The sequence below is a fragment of the Acinetobacter sp. YH12069 genome, from assembly GCF_013419675.1.
Classification (GTDB): domain Bacteria; phylum Pseudomonadota; class Gammaproteobacteria; order Pseudomonadales; family Moraxellaceae; genus Acinetobacter; species Acinetobacter amyesii.
In genome coordinates this window covers 34,988-54,992 of the sequence record NZ_VOZS01000009.1, presented here as the reverse complement: position 1 = coordinate 54,992, position 20,005 = coordinate 34,988, and the positions used below count along the sequence as shown (strand labels likewise).

Below are 20,005 nucleotides of genomic sequence, written 5' to 3'. Positions count from 1 at the left end.
TTATGGCGTCGTGGTGGTGGACTGACAAAGCCAATCAGGAAGTTCAATGGGTGAAGGGTAGAGCTTTAATGCTGAGTTTGCATTGAGGTTATAAGTGAGTGGAAGCGTACGATGTGGGTGCGCCGTCGACCAAAGCTTATGTCGTAAATGTTCAAAGCGTTGGAAGTCTTTTAAAAATAAACCCCAAAACTTTTCATAATGCCCCAGTTCTTGCACATGTTGATGTTGATACGCATGTGTTTGGCCCTGTTGGTGCTGGAAGTCATAGCCCATCAGCCAAATACGCTGCGGTTGAAAGAGATGTGCGAGTGAATAGGCTTGAAGGCCGCAATTATTACCATACACAAAGTACGGTGAATGAAATAAATCCGCTTGCGTATCGATGCGCACGGTTTTGAAGTTAATCACTTCATGTTCAGGATATGGGCGGTTGTGACCTAAACCACATCCGCTAATGATGTCACCTTGAAAGCAGGCTTTGAGCATGGGTTGATAGTGTAACCACCACGCATAATCTGAATGATGGGCAATTTGAGCCTGAGGAAGTTGAAGAAAACTTTGATTACAGCAAATGATTAGCAGCTTTTTTGAGGGCTGAATGGTGGTTAAGTCAAAACTGAGCTGAGACGGGCCGCCTGCAATGATTAATACATCCTGCACATGCATATAGTGTTGAATAAATTCTTGAAATTTTTGATTATTGTTTTGCATATCAAATTGAGTCATCGAAAATTAAAATTGCGAAAACATGCATTCCTCGCTAGAATAGCATTACTTCATTGGGGAGTAGCCGCTTTTTACGCAAAGTAAAAAGGTGATGGTCAACATATTTGCTCTAAAACGAGCATGGTCATCATAGCAAAGAACCAAATGAGCTCTTCGTAGCTTTCTTTTGTTGGCAAGACCTTTGATTTATCACTCTGCACATTGGCTAGCAGGAGGGATAAGTCATCGGTATATGTTATTGCTAGCCAGAGAAATGCACCATGTTAACCGCTTTCTTCATTTCCCTTGCTGTTGTTGCCCTGTCAGAAATGGGCGATAAAACACAATTACTTGCCTTACTGCTTGCTGCACGTTTTCGTAAACCCGTTCCGATCTTAATTGCAATTTTCCTCGCGACTGTGGTGAACCACGGGGTTTCTGCTGTGCTGGGTCAATGGATTACCACTGTTTTAAGTCCAACCGTTTTATTGTGGATCGTTTCTCTGGGCTTTATTGCTATGGCGGTGTGGATGTTGATCCCCGATCAATTGGATGATGAATCTGAAAGTATCAATAAGTGGCAAAAATATGGGGTTTTCGGCGCCACTTTCGTTTTGTTCTTCTTGGCTGAAATTGGAGATAAAACCCAAATTGCCACTGTTGCACTGGCTGCACGCTTTGACAGTATTGGCTGGGTGACTTTGGGGACGACATTAGGCATCATGTTGGTTAATGCGCCTGCGGTATTTATTGGGAACAAGCTAGCTGAAAAACTACCGATTTCACTGATTCATAAAATTGGCGCCTTGGTATTCTTGGTGATTGGTTTGGCTGCGTTGGCACAACACTATTTATTTTAAATAATGATCTCACCATATTAAAAATACATGAAATCCTGAGTTAAAAACTCAGGATTCTTTGCCAATAAATGAGACCCAATTCACTGATATTTCAGATAATATTGACTTAATATTTATTGTAAGTTTCCCTAAATAAATATATGTTATTCACCTATAGAATATATTTTTTTTGATAAAAAAATTGGGGAATGGGAATGGCTTTCGAACGCACAACATCACAGGTACTTTATGATGATGGAAAGCATAAATGTATTAGCTTTACCAGCTTGGTAAAAGGCGAGGGCGTACAGGCGAACCAGTTCCTGATTTTGGATAATGAGCGCGCAGCGGTGCTCGATCCGGGTGGTGACTTGACCTATGTCCCACTGACTATGGAACTGAATAAATATACCCGTTTGACCAATCTTGACTATGTGATGGCCTCACATCAGGACCCAGACATTATTACCTCGATGCCACGTTGGTTGGTTTATACTGACGCCAAAGTGGTAGCATCTAAGCTGTGGGCGCGTTTCTTACCGCATTTAAACTCTGCATTTATGAGTGACCGGATGAAAGGCAACTGGTTGGATCGTCTGATCGAACTGCCAGATCATGGTCAGGTGATTCCATTAGGCAACAGCCATTTGGTGGCTGTTCCTGCACACTTCCTACATTCGGTTGGTAACTTCCAATTTTATGACCCGATTGCCAAAATTTTATTCTCAGGGGATATGGGCGCATCTATGGTGGACGACGCCTCTAAACCTTTAGAAAATTTTGCCGCTCATATTCCTAAAATGAAAGGCTTCCATCAGCGCTATATGTGTTCGAACAAAGTGATCCGTCTGTGGGTCAACATGGTACGGACGATGGATGTGGAAATGATCGTACCGCAGCACGGCACGCCATTTATTGGTAAAGAACAGATCAACCAATTCTTAGATTGGATCGAAACCTTGCAGTGTGGTGTCGATTTAATGGATGAAACAGTCTTTACTTGCCCAGTATAATGACTTGAAAATTCAGAAAAAATAATTGAGTTTGCAGATAACATTTTTTAGTATTTTTCGTCCATAAAATAAGCTTTTAGATGACGAGAATAGATAAAAATGTTGTCTCAAATACCGACTCAGGATGCATGTTTAACCTGTGGAGCATGTTGTGCCCACTATCGCGTTTCTTTTTATTGGGCAGAAGGGCTGAATATGCCCGAACATTATACTGAGCCGGTTAATGCCGTGTATTCATGTATGGCGGGCACCAATCAAACACAGTCTCGTTGTATCGCTTTGGGTGGGAAAATTGGGCAAGCAGTGAGTTGTAGGGTGTACGAGGCTCGGAGTTCCACATGTAAAAGTGTGCAGATAGCTGATGAGCAATGTAATAAAGCACGCATCGCGCATCAAATGATTCCATTGATCAGTATTCCACTGCATGACGCTGAAAATGATGAAGATTTCGATCAAGTCAGTTAAGGCTTTAGTTCCAGAATAAATTTATTGAAATTAAGCGGTAGAGTCTTCGGATTCTGCCTGTATTGAACAAGTTGCTGACTAACCCTCAGTGTATTCTTGCTGAAAACAGCATATTCGATGGTTAATATTGAAAACTCTGTAAAGAATTGCCGCAATTAAAATGAAAATTGAACGGAAATTTGTATATAATGGCTCACGGAAATTACCAGCGAGACTGTTATGTTGACCATCGTTCAAGAAGCCCTAACCTTTGATGATGTCTTATTACTCCCTGCCTATTCTACTGTTCTCCCAAAAGATGTCTCTCTTAAGACACGTTTCACACGTGGCATCAATTTGAATATTCCACTTGTTTCTGCTGCGATGGATACTGTGACTGAATCACGTATGGCGATTGCAATGGCGCAAAACGGTGGTATCGGTATCCTGCATAAAAACATGGATATTGCTGCACAAGCTGCAGAAGTTCGCCGCGTGAAAAAATTTGAAGCAGGTATGGTGAAAGACCCAATTACCGTTACACCAGAAACGACTGTACGTGAGTTGATTGCTTTAACTCAAGCAAATAACATCAGCGGTGTACCAGTGGTGAAAGACGGTCAAGTGGTGGGTATTGTTACTGGTCGTGACACTCGTTTTGAAACCAATCTTGAGCAACCTGTTAGTAACATCATGACAGGCCATGATCGTTTGGTGACTGTTCGTGAAAACGAATCAAAAGAAAACATCCAAGCATTACTTCAAAAACACCGTATTGAAAAAGTCCTTGTTGTAAATGACAACAACGAACTGAAAGGTTTAATCACGGTTACTGATTTCCGTAAAGCTGAAAACTATCCAAACAGCTGCAAAGATGACTTAGGTCGTTTACGCGTTGGCGCTGCAGTAGGTACAGGTGCAGAAACACCAAGCCGTGTAGAAGCATTGGTGGAAGCAGGTGTTGATGCGATTGTTGTTGATACAGCACATGGTCACTCTGCAGGTGTAATTGAACGTGTACGTTGGGTAAAAGCCAACTATCCACAAGTTCAAGTGATTGGCGGTAACATCGCGACTGGTGATGCAGCTCTTGCATTATTAGATGCTGGTGCAGATGCAGTGAAAGTGGGTATTGGCCCAGGTTCAATCTGTACTACACGTATCGTTGCTGGTATTGGTATGCCGCAAATCTCTGCGATTGACAGCGTTGCCAATGCACTAAAAGACCAAATTCCATTGATTGCAGACGGTGGTATCCGTTTCTCTGGTGATATGGCAAAAGCGATTGGTGCAGGCGCGAGTACCATCATGGTAGGTTCATTGATGGCGGGTACGGAAGAAGCACCGGGCGAAGTTGAATTCTTCCAAGGTCGTTACTACAAAGCGTATCGTGGTATGGGTTCATTGGGTGCGATGGCAGGTGCAACAGGTTCTGCTGACCGTTATTTCCAAGACTCAAAAGCAGGCGCTGAAAAACTTGTACCAGAAGGTATTGAAGGTCGCGTACCTTACAAAGGCCCAATGGGTAACATCGTTCATCAAATGATGGGTGGTTTACGTTCATCTATGGGTTATACCGGTTCTGCGGTGATCGATGACTTACGTAAAAATGCACAGTTTGTCAAAATTACTGCGGCAGGTATGTCTGAATCTCACGTACATGACGTGACTATTACTAAAGAAGCACCAAACTACCGTGTTGGTTGATATTTAGTAGCTTTTAGCCGAAAAGGCCGTCATTAATATGACGGCCTTTTTGTTTTTGGTGTAAAGTATTTGCAGTAAAAAGTGATGATTAAGATCACCATTAAGAAGTGAGTACAACATGAGTTATTTTGGTACAGATGGCATTCGTGGCAAATTCGGTGAATTGCCTATTACCCCTGAATTTGCATTAAAACTAGGATTTGCCGCAGGTAAAGTATTAAAACAATACAGTAAAAAAGCAAAGCCCATCGTTGTACTAGGTAAAGATACCCGATTATCGGGCTATATTTTAGAGTCAGCATTACAAGCCGGTTTAAACGCAGCAGGTGTTTATGTTCATTTGTTGGGTCCATTACCTACACCCGCAATTGCCCATTTAACCCGTGCATTACATGCCAGCTTAGGCATCGTGATCTCGGCGTCGCATAATCCGTATTTTGATAATGGCATTAAGTTTTTCTCGAGCGAAGGTAAAAAATTGCCGGATGAAATTCAAGAAGCCATAAACAAAGAACTTGAAAATGACTTGGTGATCGAAGACCCTGCAAACTTAGGTAAAAGTGTGCGTGTAAAAGATGCTAATGGTCGTTATATCGAGTTTTGTAAATCAACCTTCCCGTACCATTTTGACCTGACAGGCTTAAAAATTGTGGTGGACTGTGCCAATGGTGCAGCCTATAGCGTTGGTCCTTCGGTGTATCGTGAACTGGGTGCAAAAGTGATTGCGCTGTTTAACGAACCGGATGGTTTAAACATCAATAAAGACTGTGGTTCGACGCATCCTGAGTTTTTACAAAAAGCAGTTGTTGAACATCAGGCGGATTTAGGGATTGCCTTTGACGGTGATGCTGACCGCGTGATTATGGTCGATAAAAACGGTCAGCAAATTACTGGTGACCATATTCTCTATATTTTAGCCACTCAAGCGAGTCAAAAACCTGCGGGTATCGTGGGTACCGTGATGAGCAATATGGCGCTTGAAATTGCTTTAGATCAAGCGAAAGTGCCGTTGCTTCGTGCCAAAGTTGGTGACCGCTATGTATTACAAGGCCTCGAAGAAAAGGGTTGGGTAACGGGTGGTGAGCCATCAGGTCATATCTTGACTTTGGACAAGAGCACCACAGGTGATGCGATCATTGCTTCACTTCAGGTGTTAACAGTGATGGTTGAGCAAGGTAAAGCTTTACATGAATTAGTGGAAGGTTTTAGGTTATTACCTAACGTCTTGGTGAATGTTCGCTTGGCTGAGATGTTTGATCCCTACGCCGTACCTGCACTGGTGAACGAGTTTGAAAAAGCTGAAGCTCAGCTTAAAGGGCGTGGTCGCATCTTGATTCGTAAATCAGGCACAGAACCGGTCATTCGTGTCATGGTTGAAGGTAATGACCTTGAAGAAGTCACCGCTTTGGCAAATCATTTGGCTGATGCTGTTCGCGCCAATGCAGCTTAAATCAAGAGGGGAAATTGCATGAATGATGTGATTAAGGACTTAAGTGAACTGCGTTTAACTTATCAAAAAGGTGAGTTGCATGAAGATCAGGTGAACCGTGATCCACATGAGCAGTTTTTATTATGGTTTAACCATGCCTTAGCAGCACAACTGCATGAACCCTATGCTATGTCTTTGGCTACGGCAAATGCCCAAGGTCGTCCGCACGTGCGGACGGTCTTGTTGCGCGGTGCGACCCATGCAGGTTATGACTTCTACACCAACTATGACAGTCAAAAAGGCAATGATCTGCTCGATAATCCTTATGCAGAATTATTGTTTTATTGGCAAGAGCAGGAACGTCAAATTCGGGTCAGTGGTCGTGTGGAAAAGATTTCTCTTGAAGAATCGACGGATTATTACCATAAACGACCGCGTGACAGCCAAATCGCAGCACACATTAGCACTCCACAAAGTGGTGTTATCGCCAGTCGTGAAGAATTACAACAGCGATTCCAAAATTTGCATGATCAAGTGGAAAGCAAAGACATTTTGGAGAAACCTGAGTTTTGGGGCGGCTATCGTTTAGTTCCGGATTATTATGAATTTTGGCAAGGCCGTCCGAATCGTTTACATGACCGCTTGAGTTATGAACAACAGGATGGTCAATGGGTTTTACAGCGACTGATGCCATAAATGTCTAAACTTTTAATTCAACAAAGACCCTATTTGACGCGCCCTGAAGATATTCAGGGCGTTGCCCCGTTTATTGCTGACTTATTGGCACGTCGCGGGGTTTCTTCCGCACAAGAGCTGGAATTGAAGCTTAAGCACTTACATGCGCCAAACTTAAAGGGTTTAGAGCAAGCGATTGAAATAATCGATCAAGCAATTGATACTCAAAAGAAAATCGTCATTATTGGTGATTATGATGCCGACGGTGCGACCAGTACTGCATTGATGGTCCTGGCACTACGTGATATGGGCGCTGATGTTGAATATCTGGTTCCAGATCGTTTCAAATATGGTTATGGTCTGACACCTGCCATTGCTGATTTGGCCTTCGTGAGCTTTACTCCAGATGTGCTGATTACGGTCGATAATGGTATTTCGAGTCATGCTGGTGTAGCGCAGGCACAGGCGCATGGTATGCAGGTGATCATTACCGACCATCACCTGACCACAAAGGAAACACCACAAGCAGAAGCGGTGGTAAATCCGAATCAGTTGGGATGTGAATTTCCAAGTAAAGCCTTGGCTGGCGTGGGTGTTGCATTTTATGTGTTGGCAAATTTGGCCAGTATGCGTAAAAAAAATGCTAAATCCACAGCCAACCTCAGCCAATATTTGGACTTGGTGGCCTTAGGCACTTATGCCGATGTTGCAAGTCTAGATCTGAATAATCGAATTTTGATCGATGCTGGTTTGAAGCGGATACAGCAAGGATTATGTCGTCCAGGGATCAGTGCATTATTGGATATTGCCGGTCGTGATCCTGCACAGTTAAAAGCACAGGACTTGGGCTTTGTGGTCGGCCCACGACTCAATGCAGCTGGGCGTATGGAGACTATGGATATTGGGATTGAGTGTCTGATTGCGGCAGATTTAAGTACGGCTTATCCGATTGCGCAGCAGTTGAATCAACTCAATATTGAAAGACGCCAAGTCGAAGGGCAGATTAAACAGGAAGCTCTGGCTGAGTTAGAACATATTCAGCTTGATCAGGATAACTTACCTGCAGCCTTGATCATGTTTGAACAGCATTGGCATCAAGGGGTGATTGGGATTGTTGCAGGGCGTTTGAAAGAACAATTTCATAGACCTGCAATCGTCTTTGCCGCAGATGAGGATGGCGTACATATTAAAGGCTCTGCGCGTTCTATCGAAGGTATTCATATTCGAGACAGTATTGAGCGTATTGCTGAATTACATCCGCATTTAGTGAGTCATTTTGGTGGACATGCTGCCGCAGCAGGACTAACCATTCAAAAGCAGCATTTTTCTGAATTTAAAACCGCTTTTGAAGCACTCATCGCTGAGCAAGATGAAAGTTTATTTCAGGCGACTATTTGGACAGATGGTGAATTGCCTGATTCGGCCATTAATGTCGAAACCGTCGATCTTTTGCAAAATTTAAGTCCATGGGGACAAAAATTTCCTGCACCGGTCTATGAAGGCCTATTTAAAGTTTTAGATTATCGTTGGTTGAAAGATGTGCATCTGAAATTAAAACTTGCTTTAGATAATGGCTTAATGGTGGACGCAATTGCATTTAATGCGGCAGAAAAATATGAATTTAATCCTATGCAAGATCAAATCCGCTTGGTCTACGAACTCGATAAAAATGAATTTAGAGGAAATGTCAGTGTTCAATTGAGAGTTCTACACTTGGCTCAATAAATTCTATTTTTACAGGCAAATAAAAAAACCGCTCAGAAGAGCGGTTTTTTTATGGTTTTGACTTCAATGGATTAGAAGCGGTATTTCGCTGCTACACCAAATGAATTGTAGTCATTGTTGCCAACTTCACCGAAACCAACACGACCTTCAAGGCTTACTTGTTGGTTGAAGAATTTACGTGCATTGATCCCTACTTCGTTACGATCAGTGACATCGTTGTTGTAGTAGTCAGCACCAACACTGAATGTTTTGTCGATGAAGTAATCCGCTGCTAGATTGAATTCATCTAGATCACCGAATGCTGCACCCGCTTCAAGGTTAATGTCTTTACCATTGCTTAAAGTTGTTACGTATTTAGCACGTAAAGTTGGATCTACACCATCATCATCATCGTTATCCCAACCTTTCACACCAACTGCAACTAAGAAGCCTGGTGCAGGAAGATAACCGACTTCAGCACCGTAGTAAGTTGTATCGTTGTCTACTGTGCCAAATGGAGTGTCAACTTCGACATTATTACGGCTTACATCACCAGATACATAGAAATCTGAGTTTGGTACGAAGTATTCGATACCAACGCCATAAGTATTGTCGTCAACATTGCCACGATCAGCGAAAGTTGCGTGTGCATTTACGTTACTTGCACGGTTTAAGAATGCAGCTTCTGCAAGAGGAGCGTTACGCGTTTGAACAGGGTTGAAGTAATAAGTACCGTTTACACCAAATTCACTGCCAGAGCTTCCATTATCTGGGTCGATGTAACCAGCTGAAGCGCCTACTTCTGCTTGATAAGCATGAGCTGTACCTGTAATAGCAAGTGCAGAAAGAAGTGCTGAAGCAATTGCGAGTTTTTTCATGGAAACTACCCCTCTAAATTGTTTGGCTAAATTTAATACATTTTTTGTTACAAGTTTTAGTCTAGAGAATTTTTAAAGATGGTCAATCGCTGCAAAGTTGCAGAACTGTGTATTCGGTAATTTTATGTAATTTTAATTATTTAAGATATTGAAAAATATATAATTATTATTAATGTTTTGTTTTATTAAAACTGTGTAGATATTATGAATTTGTAGATTATTTGGTCAACAACTGGACTTTTTTTAAAGTAAATATTACATCGAAAAGAAAAAAGCACCTCAAATTTGAGGTGCTTTTTTAATGCACATTCCTAATTCAAACGAAATTAGAAACGTAAAGTTGCATTGATGTTGAACGCTTGAACGTCATCACCAAAACCAACTTGACCACCGATTGCTAGGTTCGGGTTAAGGAAGTATTTTGAACGGATAGCGAAGTAATCCGTGTCTTCATCACCATCATCTTTGATGTTGTAAGATGCACCTACGCTAAAAGCTTGGTCGAAATAGTAGTCTGCACCAATCGTAACAGCATCTACATCACCAAAAGCGCCATCGGCTTCAAGGTTGATGTATTGGCCATTGTTCAAAGGTGCAACATATTTTGCTTTTACAGCAAAACGGTTATCGTCATCACCATCTTCAATTTTAGCGCCGTCAACACCAGCAGCTAAAAGTAAATTAGAAACAGGTAAGAAACCAACCAATGCACGGTAAGTTGTTATATTATAGTCGTCTTTATAAGAACCTGACCAACTAGGGAATTTATAATTTTCTTGGTATTTAACTCGAGAAGTACCAATTTCACCATTTACATAAAATTGTTGATAGTAGTATTCGATACCCGCCGAAATCGAATGTGTATCTTGTTCATCTTTGCCTGAACCAAATTCTGAAATAGACTCATCAAATGCAATATAATCAACGCTTTCTTTACGATTAAAAGCATATTGCGCATAGACGTTGCTGTTATGTCCAAGGAATGCGGCTTCATTTAACGGACCATTACCAGTTTTTACTGACTCAAAGTACAATGTACCTTTTACATCAACAGAATGATCTGAATCTGTATAGTCATCATCCCAATCAGTATATGTATAGCCACCATCAATTTGCGCATCATAAGCAAAAGTTGATGAAGTGATAACAGCTAATCCTAGTGCAAGTAATGTCTTTTTCATAAAACCCTCGAAACATTATTGTTGTAAATAAAATGTAATAAATAGTAACGCGAGCGTATTGTTCATATTATGTGCATTGAAGTCAATGATTTGGATGATCAATCTGGCTGAATCTGTGCAAATTCTCTGTGATATAATAGGCGGCTATTTAAGCCAAATTTTTTGATTGAGAGTAATTCACGTGGAAATTAATCCGTATCTATTACAGCTAAAAGACTTAAACGACCGTGGTCAAACATTACGGGGGTATCTTTGACTACGATCTGAAAAAAGAGCGTTTAGAAGAGGTTCTACGTGAGCTGGAAGACCCAGCAATTTGGAATGATCAAAGCCGTGCGCAAGCAATGGCAAAAGAAAAAGGTGAACTCGAAAACGTCATTAACGTGCTCGAAGGGCTTTCAACTCAACTAGAAGATGCCCAAGCGATGTTGGATCTTGCGGTTGAAGCAGAAGAAGAAAGCTTACTTGCAGATGTGCAAGCAGAGTTAACTTCAGCGGAAGCAGAACTTGCGAAATTAGAATTCCGTCGTATGTTCAGTAATCCGATGGACCCGAACCCATGCTATGTCGAAATTCAAGCAGGTTCAGGTGGTACTGAAGCACAGGACTGGGCATCGATGTTACTACGTATGTATCTACGTTGGATTGAACGTCATGGTTTTAAAGCAGAAGTGATGGAAGAGTCTGATGGTGATGTGGCAGGGATCAAGTCTGCAACGATCCGTGTAGAAGGTGAGTATGCATATGGTTGGTTACGTACAGAATCTGGCGTACACCGTTTAGTCCGTAAGTCACCTTTTGACTCGGGTAACCGTCGCCATACTTCATTCTCAGCGGTTTTTGTATCGCCTGAAATTGATGACAATATTGAAATTGAAATCAATCCTGCTGATGTTCGTACTGATACCTATCGTGCATCTGGTGCGGGTGGTCAGCACATTAACAAAACAGACTCTGCAGTACGTTTAACTCACGCTCCAACAGGGATTGTGGTGGCATGTCAGAACCAACGTTCACAGCACGCCAACCGTGACCATGCTTGGAAACAGTTACGTGCAAAATTGTACGAACTTGAGATGCAAAAACGTAATGATGCGGCACAAGCGTTGGAAGACACCAAGTCCGATATCGGTTGGGGCAGCCAAATTCGTTCATACGTTTTAGATGACTCGCGTATTAAAGACTTACGTACCAGTGTGGAAAGTTCAAACACCGGCGCGGTACTTGATGGTGATTTAGATAAGTTTATTGAAGCCAGCCTCAAACAAGGTTTGTAATTTAAATTTATATAGAAAACAAAGTTCTATCTGTTTTTGATCATCATATCTAAAAAAATCGATATAAAAATCGAAAAAATACGATATAGTGTATTCAAGATGCTGAATAGAACTTTGTTGTCCAAATTTTTATTTAATTAAACCCGTTTAAATTATGGATATTGATTTAATTTTTAAAGCACTTGCCAATCCGACTCGACGTCAAATCTTGGAATGGTTGAAAACACCTGAACAATTTTTGTCAGAAGAACAATGTGGCGGCTTTAATCGTGGTGTATGCGCTGGCAATATCGAAAAACTCGGTAATGTTTCGCAGTCTACGATGTCTAATCATTTGTCTGTGTTACAACAGGCGGGCTTAATTCAAGCCGAGAAATATGGTCAATGGTCGTATTTTTCGCGCAATGAAGAACTCATTCAGCAATATATTGATTATCTGCAGAACTCACTTTAAATCATTTTTCGCATTTGAAGTGTTAGGCGAGACATATATGGCTGAACTTAATACTCCTCTCATTTTGGGTGATTTACACCTCAAAAATCGCGTTGTAATGGCGCCACTAACCCGTAGTCGTGCAACCATTGACCGTGTTCCAACGCCGATGATGGCTGAATATTATGCACAGCGTGCAAGTGCTGGATTAATCATTTCAGAAGCAACAGTCATTTCAGAAGCCGCTAATGGCTATTTGCAGACGCCGGGTTTATTTACCGATGCTCAAGTTCAGGGCTGGAAATTGGTGACCCAAGCCGTACATGAACAGCAAGGTTTAATTGTGGCACAATTGTGGCATGTCGGACGTGTCTCACATCCCGACCTTTTGAATGGTGATACACCAGTTTCTGCCAGTGCGGTACAACAGGCGGGTTATGTCAGTCTGCTTCGCCCAAAACGCGAATATGTCGTGCCACGTCCATTAGAGATTGCAGAAATCAAAAGCATTGTAGAACAATACAAACAGTCTGCGATCAAAGCCAAAGAAGCCGGTTTTGATGGTGTGGAATTGCATGCGGCCAATGGTTATTTGATCGATCAATTCCTACAAAGCAAAACCAATTTACGTGAAGATGAGTATGGTGGTTCTGTCGAAAACCGCGCACGTTTATTGCTTGAAGTGGTGGATGCGCTGATCGAAGTGTGGGGTGCAGGTCGTGTAGGTGTACATCTTGCGCCGCGTGGTGATGAACACGATATGGGCGATCATGATCCACGTGAAACCTTTGGCTATGCCTTAGAGCAGTTGGGGCAGAGGAAGATTGCATTTTTCTTTACCCGTGAATATCTGGCAGATGACAGTATTAGTGACTATCTGAAACAGCGCTCAAATGGAGTGCCGTACATTGCCAATATGCGTTTAAGCCGTGAAGATGCTGTTGATTTATTGGCCTCAGGTAAAGCCGATGCGGTGTCTTTTGGTAAAGCTTATATTGCCAATCCAGATTTGTTTGAACGTTTGCTAGCGAATGCTGCACTGAATGAATTGCAGTTGGAAAATATGATTGGAACAGATGTTGCCGAAGGCTATATTGATTATCCAAGCATGAAAAATAAATTTGGTTCAGGTCGTTCAACCTATTAATCGACACTTGAATACGCATTATCCATTAACATGTGGATAATGCTCTGATATATTCTGCCGATTCAAACCGTTTTTGAGCGTAATAATTTGACTACTCCTTTTTGGTATAACGCAGCTTTGGCGCTGATTAAGCCGCTATATCAATGGCGCATCAAAAAACGTGCTGAAGATTTCCAACTATATCAGCAAGAGTGTATTGAGCGCTTTGGGCCATTTCAGCCAGTTAAAAACCGTAATGCAATTTGGTTTCATGTGGTTTCCGTCGGAGAAACTAACGCTGCGCAGCCGCTGATTGAACATTATCTCAAAGCAGGTCATCCGGTCTTAGTTACCAATACCACCAAAACCGGACAAGCGCGTGCGAAACAATTATTTTTAAAAGCACCGTATGAATCGCTGTTTCAGGCCGTGTATTTGCCGGCAGATCAAAAAAAATTAGTCCGTCGTTTTATCGAAAAATATCAACCGAAAATGTTGGCTCTAGTCGAAACTGAACTCTGGCCAAATTTGATGATTGAAGCCGATCAGGCTAACGTTCCGAGTTTATTAATTAATGCCAGATTATCTGAAAAATCGGCGAAGGGTTATGGCAAAGTCCCGAGTTTGACGCAGCCGATGCTAAAGAGTTTAAAACAATTATTAGCGCAAGATCAGGCAACTTTAACGCGATTTATTGGGTTGGGTGCAAACCCGCATACCAGTCAGGTCGTCGGTAGTATCAAGTTTGATATTCATGCGCCTGATAGCTTTGTGCAACAAGCAGCGCAGTTGCGTCAAGATTGGGCTTTGCAAGATCGTAAAATCATCACCATTGCCAGTACGCATGCGCCCGAGGAACAAAAACTACTCGCAGCGCTGCAGCCGATTTTGCAACAACAGCCTGAGCTGTTATGTATCGTCGTACCACGGCATCCTGAACGCTTTGATGAGGTTTTTGTAGAAGCGCAGAAACTGAATTTACGTACACAGCGCCGCAGTTTAAAGCAAACGATTCAGCCTGAAACGCAAGTGTATTTGGCAGATAGTATGGGTGAATTATGGCTTTGGCTGGCACTGAGTCAGGCGTGCTTTGTCGGCGGGTCTTTAAATGAACCTGGTGGTGGGCATAATATTTTGGAGCCCATTACGTTACATGTCCCGACAGTATTAGGTCAGCATTATTTTAATTTTCAAACCATTGTGGATGAATTTGTAGCGGCCCATGCGGTTGTGGTTGTGCGGGATTTTGAGCAGGCGGCCAGTGCATTGGTTGACATCATTCAAAATACTGCGAAAGCTCAGGCTTTAAATGATGCAGCTCAGCTGATTATGCAAAAGAATACTGGGTCGCTGCAAAAGCATATTCAGGTGATTGATCAGTACCTTTGATTTTTCAACTATGATTTAAATTGGTTGATGCTTCAAATAGATGAATGAATAGGCTTGGCGGAGCCTTACATCTAAGGTTTGAAGAAAGGGCTTAGCCTTCGGCTGGAGGTACTCTTACGAAACGTTGTTTCTCATTCGGTAAAATGAGATGCTAAGCTTCGCATGGAAGCCATCTTGCGGTGCAATGCAGCTCACGACAAAACGCGTCGAATTTTTATGTCTAACAAATAATCGCTGAAATTTGAGTGATTCTATTGAGTGTTGCCTCGAACAGTTGTGGATGACGTTTTCGCGTATCCAATTGAACTGGGTAAGAGAATTTTTATGAACATCGTCCTGCTTGACCCACGTCAAACTGAATCTGAACTGTGGAGTATCAGTGCTAAACGCCAAATTGAGCATTTAAAAACCCATGTTGATGTACAGGTGGGCGATACCCTCAAAGTCGGGATTCGGGAAGGAAAGCGTTATTTAACCCAAATCGTCAGTATTGCGGATCACGGCATTCAACTTAAACCCTTACAAGAAGAAGAAGTACCAGCAAAGCATCCGGTGACTTTAATTGTGGCAATGCCTCGTCCGAAAGTGTTGCGCCGTCTGATCATGGATGCCGTCACCTTAGGCGTAGAAAAAATCATTTTGCTGCACAGTTATCGCGTGGATAAAAGCTATTGGCAGACCCCATTTTTACAGCAGCTCGATCACTATGTGACCTTAGGTTTGGAGCAGGCTAGTGACACTATTGCGCCCAAAATTGAACTGTATAAACGCTTTAAACCCTTTGTGGAGGATGTTTTACCGAGCGTGATTTCATCGGACTATCCCGCTTATGTTGCGCATCCTTATGTTGAAGATGTGATGCCCGCAGGGATTCAACATGGATGTACGATCATTATTGGACCTGAAGGTGGATTTATCCCTTATGAGGTGGATTTACTCATAAAAAACGGCTGCCAAGCAGTCAGCTTAGGCAACCGAATTATCCGTACAGAAACTGTGATTCCGTACGTTTTAGGGCGATTATTTAGCTGTTGAAGCTTCTGCCTCAGCTTGATCACCACGGTAAACTTTCACTTCCTGTACAGGGTACGGAATTGAAATACCATTTTGATTGAATGCTTGGATAACGTGTTCTTGCACTTCACTGATCGAGTTCGCAGTGGTGGTTTCAGTGGTATCAACCCACCAACGGACATTCAGATTGACCGAGAAATCAGCCAAAGCATTCACGTTTACGGTAAACGCAGGTTGGCTCAAAATGGTCGGGTCTTTGTCTAAAATGGCCAAAACAATGTTTTTAGCTTTTTGAATGTCATCTTCATAACCAATACCCACCACAAATTCACAACGACGACGTTGATAAGCGGTATTCACCGTTACCGCACTGGTGTAAACCGTCGCGTTTGGAATCACGATACGACGACCATCTGGAGAGCGTAGAAAGGTTGCGCGGATCTGAATATCTTCAACCGTACCTTCCATTCCTGACACAATAATATCATCACCGATTTTGAAAGGTTCACCGAGGAGAATCAAAATACCCGACAGTAAGTTCTGGAAAATATCTTTAAACGCGAAACCGATTGCGACCGAACCAATCCCCAATGCACTCATGAGCTGACCCGGTGTGAACCCAGGAATCGCAATGACCATTGCAATTAGGAAACCGAAGAACATAATGGCTGAGCTACCCACACGGTTCAGGACCAAAACTAGATTTTGTTTTGAATAAGAACGGTCAGTGAGCGCTTTACGAACAAAGAATCTAAAGAGTTTTGACAGTAGATAGAAGATCGTAAAAACAATTAATGCGATACAAATATAAGGCAGGCGTTCCCAAAATCCATCGACAAATTTATCGATCGTTGAGTATGCGTCATTATATTTAGAGGTATGTTCCAGCACGGTTTGTGCGGTTTTTTCTGTTGCCTCTTGCAAAAGTTGAGTCGTGCCTTGAGTGACATCACTCAAGGCATTTTCTTTTTCAGCCACGAGTTTTCCAAATGTTCAGATTTTTCGCTATTTTGCCTGAAATTAGTGGCGAAAATAACCCTCATTTACAGGCTTGCGAACAGATGTATCAAAATTCAGACAGGCTCAAATTCGGTCAGTGGCTTAGAAGTATTCAGTACCTTGTTGAATGATTTCTGTAGGCGATTCAATTTCTCCGCTACCCATCATATACGAGGTGATGCTACCTGTAGCCAAGAGCGACAAGACACTGATTAAAATCATCAACCATGCCAGAATTTTTTCCCAAACCGCAGCAGGGCGTGGCGCGCCGTATTGATTTACGGTCGGTGTGCCTGAGGCCAATAATAAATACAGGATAAAGAACAGATTGATCACGGGGATAAATAATAATAGTAGCAACCAACCGGCTTTATTGAGGTCATGCAGCCGACGCACGACAAAGACACAATAAAAATAAATGTAAAGAATCATAATCGCCAAATAGGCGAGGCCAGATATCCCAGTGAATATGCCAACAAATTGCTCATTTAACGTCATGGTATTGATGTTGAAAATACCCACGGCAAGGCTTAAAGCGATCAAGGCAAAAAAGCTGATGATATTGAGAAAGCCATACCAACCAATCATGCTCAGTCGACCAAAACGTCCATCAGGTTTCAGGGGATTATCCGATGTAGTGGTCGTCTGACGGGAAAAGAAAGAAGAGTCATTGGTGTTCATGATCGGATTAACTCAACGTATATGAAAGAATAAAAAAGTGGAGTGCTGAGTAAAATTACCTTTGCATTATAGGTTCAAATGAACTGATCAGATACTGAATTAAAACATGTTTTTGTTGAAATTTTGCTTATAGATGTGCTTTAAATGGGAAAGAATAATACGACCAAAGCATGATTGCTGCGATTAAAAATTAATCGTCATACTGCTGTGATGCAGGAATTATAAAAGTAGAAATGTGGCATGGCATCTCGTGATGAGATGAATCAGATCAAGGAAAATACAATATGAAAGAGATCTATCCAGTACCTGAAAGTTTCAAAAAAACCGCACGCATCAACGAGTCGGAGTACTTTGAGCGTTATCAAAAATCAATTGAACAACCAGATGAGTTTTGGGCGGAGCAAGCGCAAAAGATCGATTGGATCAAACCGTTTACCCAAGTTAAAAATACAAATTTTAAGCAAGATGATTTTAAGATCGAGTGGTTTTCTGACGGTGAACTGAATGTCAGTGCCAACTGTCTCGATCGACATTTAAAAGAACATCCACATAAACCGGCCATTATTTGGGAAGGTGATCATCCTTCACGGCATAAAATTATTTCTTTTGAAGAACTGCATGATGAAACCTGCCGTTTTGCCAATGTGCTGAAAAAACATGGCGTGGGCAAAGGCGACCGTGTGGTGCTGTATATGCCAATGGTGCCAGAAGCGGCTATTGCGATGTTGGCCTGTACCCGAATTGGAGCAGTACACTGCGTGGTTTTTGGCGGGTTCTCACCAGACTCATTGGCAAGTCGTATCGATGATAGTCAGGCGAAAGTCGTGATTACTGCGGATTGTGGGATGCGTGGTGGCAAGCCCATTCCACTCAAAGAAAATGTCGATCTTGCACTCGACATCGAAGGCACATCTTCGGTTCAAAATGTCATTGTGGTACACCGTACAGGTAATCCGATCGAAATGAAAGCGGACCGTGATTTGTGGTATCACATGGAAATCATGTCGGTCAATGATCTCTGCCCACCTGAACCTATGAATGCCGAGGACCCGCTATTTATTTTGTATACATCAGGTTCGACAGGAAAACCGAAAGGTGTATTGCATACCACAGGCGGCTATTTAACCTATGTGAATTGTACCTTCCGTGAAGTTTTTGACCTTAAACAAGATGATGTGTTTTGGTGTACTGCCGATGTTGGTTGGATTACGGGACATTCTTATGTGTTGTATGGGCCATTGTCGAATGGCACCACGACCGTGATGTTTGAAGGTGTACCACAATATCCAAGTTGGGCTCGGACCGGACATATTGTTGATAAACATAACGTCACTATTTTATATACGGCACCGACTGCAATTCGCGCCATGATGCGAGAAGGGGATGCCTTTGTCCGAGAAAGTGACCGCAGTAGTCTGCGTTTACTAGGTTCGGTGGGTGAACCCATTAACCCAGAGGCATGGAATTGGTACTACACCGTGGTAGGTGAAAGCCGCTGCCCAGTGGTGGATACATGGTGGCAAACAGAGACGGGTGGTTTCATGATTACGCCATTGCCGGGAGCAACCGATTTAAAACCGGGTTCGGCGACGCGCCCATTCTTTGGTGTTCAACCTGCGATTGTCGATGCTGAAGGCAATGAGCTTGAAGGTGCCGTAGAAGGCAATTTGGTGATTAAGGATTCTTGGCCGGGACAAATGCGAACCATTTGGGGTGATCCTGAGCGCTTTATTGAAGCCTATTTCTCCACTTATCCGGGGACGTATTTTACAGGTGATGGCGCACGTCGTGACGAGTCTGGCTATTATTGGATTACGGGTCGTGTGGATGACGTCTTGAACGTTTCAGGGCATCGATTGGGAACGGCTGAAATTGAAAGTGCGCTGGTTGCACATGATGCTGTGGCAGAGTCTGCTGTGGTGGGGATGCCACATGATATTAAAGGACAAGGGATTTGCGCCTTTGTGACCTTACAAGCAGGGACAGCAGAGACGGATGAGTTACGTCAGGAACTGGTGGCTTGGGTACGCAAAGTCCTTGGACCAGTGGCAACGCCAGATGCATTGCATTGGGCGCCGGCCTTACCGAAAACCCGTTCTGGTAAAATCATGCGCCGTATTTTAAGAAAAATTGCGGCCAATGAGTTGGACTCTTTAGGTGATACCTCGACCTTGGCAGAACCTCAAGTGGTTGAACATTTGATTGCTACGGTTTATCCGAAGTCATAAGAACAATTTGAGCGTCAGTGATCACGTTCTGATGAAAGTTCACTATGGCTTATATGAAGGATTATTAAAGCAATAATGAACGTCCTTTCTCCTATAAAAGTTGATTAGGATGAAGGGACGTTCATGATGCATTTTATCCATCCTAAATACGACGTATAAAATGATCAAATTATAAGTCGCCTGAATCTTGGTGACTTAGATTTCATGAGATATAGATTTTACAGATATAGACTGCAGGCATTGAGATAAGCTGAATGCCTCTACTTTGTTAAGCTAAAACGGT

Annotated in this window: 18 protein-coding genes and 1 riboswitch; of the genes, 13 read left to right on the top strand and 5 right to left on the bottom strand. The window is 42.5% G+C overall.

The features are described 5' to 3' along the window. Nucleotides 1-711: a methyltransferase type 11 gene (locus FTU16_RS08225; RefSeq protein ID WP_180163068.1), complete on the bottom strand. Its 711-nt coding sequence runs from the start codon at nucleotides 709-711 to the stop codon at nucleotides 1-3. Nucleotides 712-769: 58 nt separating this feature from the next. Then, a riboswitch (yybP-ykoY riboswitch) is annotated at nucleotides 770-912 on the top strand. A gap of 74 nt (nucleotides 913-986) precedes the next feature. Here FTU16_RS08225 and FTU16_RS08220 point away from each other — a divergent pair. The 7 genes from FTU16_RS08220 (at nucleotide 987) to recJ (ending at nucleotide 8,537) form a co-directional block, all read left to right on the top strand. Next, nucleotides 987-1,565: a TMEM165/GDT1 family protein gene (locus tag FTU16_RS08220; protein ID WP_078190565.1), complete on the top strand. Its 579-nt coding sequence runs from the start codon at nucleotides 987-989 to the stop codon at nucleotides 1,563-1,565. 194 nt (nucleotides 1,566-1,759) lie between these two features. Continuing rightward, complete coding sequence (locus FTU16_RS08215; protein ID WP_078190564.1) at nucleotides 1,760-2,557, top strand: MBL fold metallo-hydrolase; 798 nt, start codon at nucleotides 1,760-1,762, stop codon at nucleotides 2,555-2,557. A 99-nt stretch (nucleotides 2,558-2,656) separates the two neighbouring features. Continuing rightward, nucleotides 2,657-3,022, top strand: coding sequence for a YkgJ family cysteine cluster protein (locus tag FTU16_RS08210; protein WP_168379406.1), 366 nt, complete (start codon nucleotides 2,657-2,659; stop codon nucleotides 3,020-3,022). Nucleotides 3,023-3,241: 219 nt separating this feature from the next. Then, nucleotides 3,242-4,708: an IMP dehydrogenase gene (gene guaB, locus FTU16_RS08205; RefSeq protein WP_078190562.1), complete on the top strand. Its 1,467-nt coding sequence runs from the start codon at nucleotides 3,242-3,244 to the stop codon at nucleotides 4,706-4,708. 118 nt (nucleotides 4,709-4,826) lie between these two features. Beyond that, nucleotides 4,827-6,158 carry a phosphoglucosamine mutase gene (gene glmM, locus FTU16_RS08200; RefSeq protein ID WP_180163067.1) on the top strand — a complete coding sequence of 444 codons (1,332 nt, stop codon included), beginning with the start codon at nucleotides 4,827-4,829 and terminating at the stop codon, nucleotides 6,156-6,158. 18 nt (nucleotides 6,159-6,176) lie between these two features. Further along, nucleotides 6,177-6,833 (top strand): pyridoxamine 5'-phosphate oxidase, encoded by a 657-nt coding sequence (gene pdxH, locus FTU16_RS08195; RefSeq protein ID WP_180163066.1) that lies wholly within the window; start codon nucleotides 6,177-6,179, stop codon nucleotides 6,831-6,833. Beyond that, nucleotides 6,834-8,537, top strand: a complete 1,704-nt coding sequence (gene recJ, locus FTU16_RS08190) for a single-stranded-DNA-specific exonuclease RecJ (RefSeq protein WP_180163065.1) — start codon at nucleotides 6,834-6,836, stop codon at nucleotides 8,535-8,537. 71 nt (nucleotides 8,538-8,608) lie between these two features. Here the strand turns inward: recJ and FTU16_RS08185 are convergent, their stop codons facing one another. Continuing rightward, nucleotides 8,609-9,394 carry a putative porin gene (locus tag FTU16_RS08185; protein ID WP_168379409.1) on the bottom strand — a complete coding sequence of 262 codons (786 nt, stop codon included), beginning with the start codon at nucleotides 9,392-9,394 and terminating at the stop codon, nucleotides 8,609-8,611. Between the two features lie 326 nt (nucleotides 9,395-9,720). Then, nucleotides 9,721-10,575 (bottom strand): putative porin, encoded by an 855-nt coding sequence (locus FTU16_RS08180; protein ID WP_180163064.1) that lies wholly within the window; start codon nucleotides 10,573-10,575, stop codon nucleotides 9,721-9,723. Nucleotides 10,576-10,756: 181 nt separating this feature from the next. Between FTU16_RS08180 and prfB the strand changes: the two genes are divergently transcribed. From prfB to FTU16_RS08155, 5 genes are all read left to right on the top strand, one after another. Then, nucleotides 10,757-11,852 (top strand): peptide chain release factor 2 gene (prfB, locus tag FTU16_RS08175; RefSeq protein ID WP_111884474.1). Its coding sequence is split into 2 segments (ribosomal slippage): nucleotides 10,757-10,828 and nucleotides 10,830-11,852, totalling 1,095 coding nucleotides; the frame shifts between segments, so codons are not numbered across the junction. Nucleotides 11,853-12,006: 154 nt separating this feature from the next. Next, entirely contained in the window at nucleotides 12,007-12,306 is a 300-nt protein-coding gene (locus tag FTU16_RS08170) for a helix-turn-helix transcriptional regulator (protein ID WP_078190555.1), read from the top strand. Nucleotides 12,307-12,343: 37 nt separating this feature from the next. Beyond that, entirely contained in the window at nucleotides 12,344-13,432 is a 1,089-nt protein-coding gene (locus FTU16_RS08165; protein ID WP_111884475.1) for an alkene reductase, read from the top strand. Between the two features lie 87 nt (nucleotides 13,433-13,519). Then, nucleotides 13,520-14,800 (top strand): 3-deoxy-D-manno-octulosonic acid transferase, encoded by a 1,281-nt coding sequence (locus FTU16_RS08160; protein WP_180041698.1) that lies wholly within the window; start codon nucleotides 13,520-13,522, stop codon nucleotides 14,798-14,800. Between the two features lie 324 nt (nucleotides 14,801-15,124). Next, the gene (locus FTU16_RS08155) at nucleotides 15,125-15,835 is read left to right on the top strand and encodes a 16S rRNA (uracil(1498)-N(3))-methyltransferase (RefSeq protein ID WP_180008785.1); all 711 of its coding nucleotides are present in this window, start codon (nucleotides 15,125-15,127) and stop codon (nucleotides 15,833-15,835) included. Here the strand turns inward: FTU16_RS08155 and FTU16_RS08150 are convergent. After that, nucleotides 15,821-16,792 (bottom strand): mechanosensitive ion channel family protein, encoded by a 972-nt coding sequence (locus tag FTU16_RS08150; protein ID WP_078190551.1) that lies wholly within the window; start codon nucleotides 16,790-16,792, stop codon nucleotides 15,821-15,823. The genes FTU16_RS08155 and FTU16_RS08150 overlap by 15 nt on opposite strands. A 123-nt stretch (nucleotides 16,793-16,915) precedes the next feature. After that, complete coding sequence (locus tag FTU16_RS08145) at nucleotides 16,916-17,494, bottom strand: DUF805 domain-containing protein (RefSeq protein WP_180163063.1); 579 nt, start codon at nucleotides 17,492-17,494, stop codon at nucleotides 16,916-16,918. A 284-nt stretch (nucleotides 17,495-17,778) separates the two neighbouring features. Here FTU16_RS08145 and acs point away from each other — a divergent pair, with 284 nt between their 5' ends. Next, complete coding sequence (gene acs / locus FTU16_RS08140) at nucleotides 17,779-19,722, top strand: acetate--CoA ligase (RefSeq protein ID WP_180163062.1); 1,944 nt, start codon at nucleotides 17,779-17,781, stop codon at nucleotides 19,720-19,722. Nucleotides 19,723-20,005: the final 283 nt, after the last annotated feature.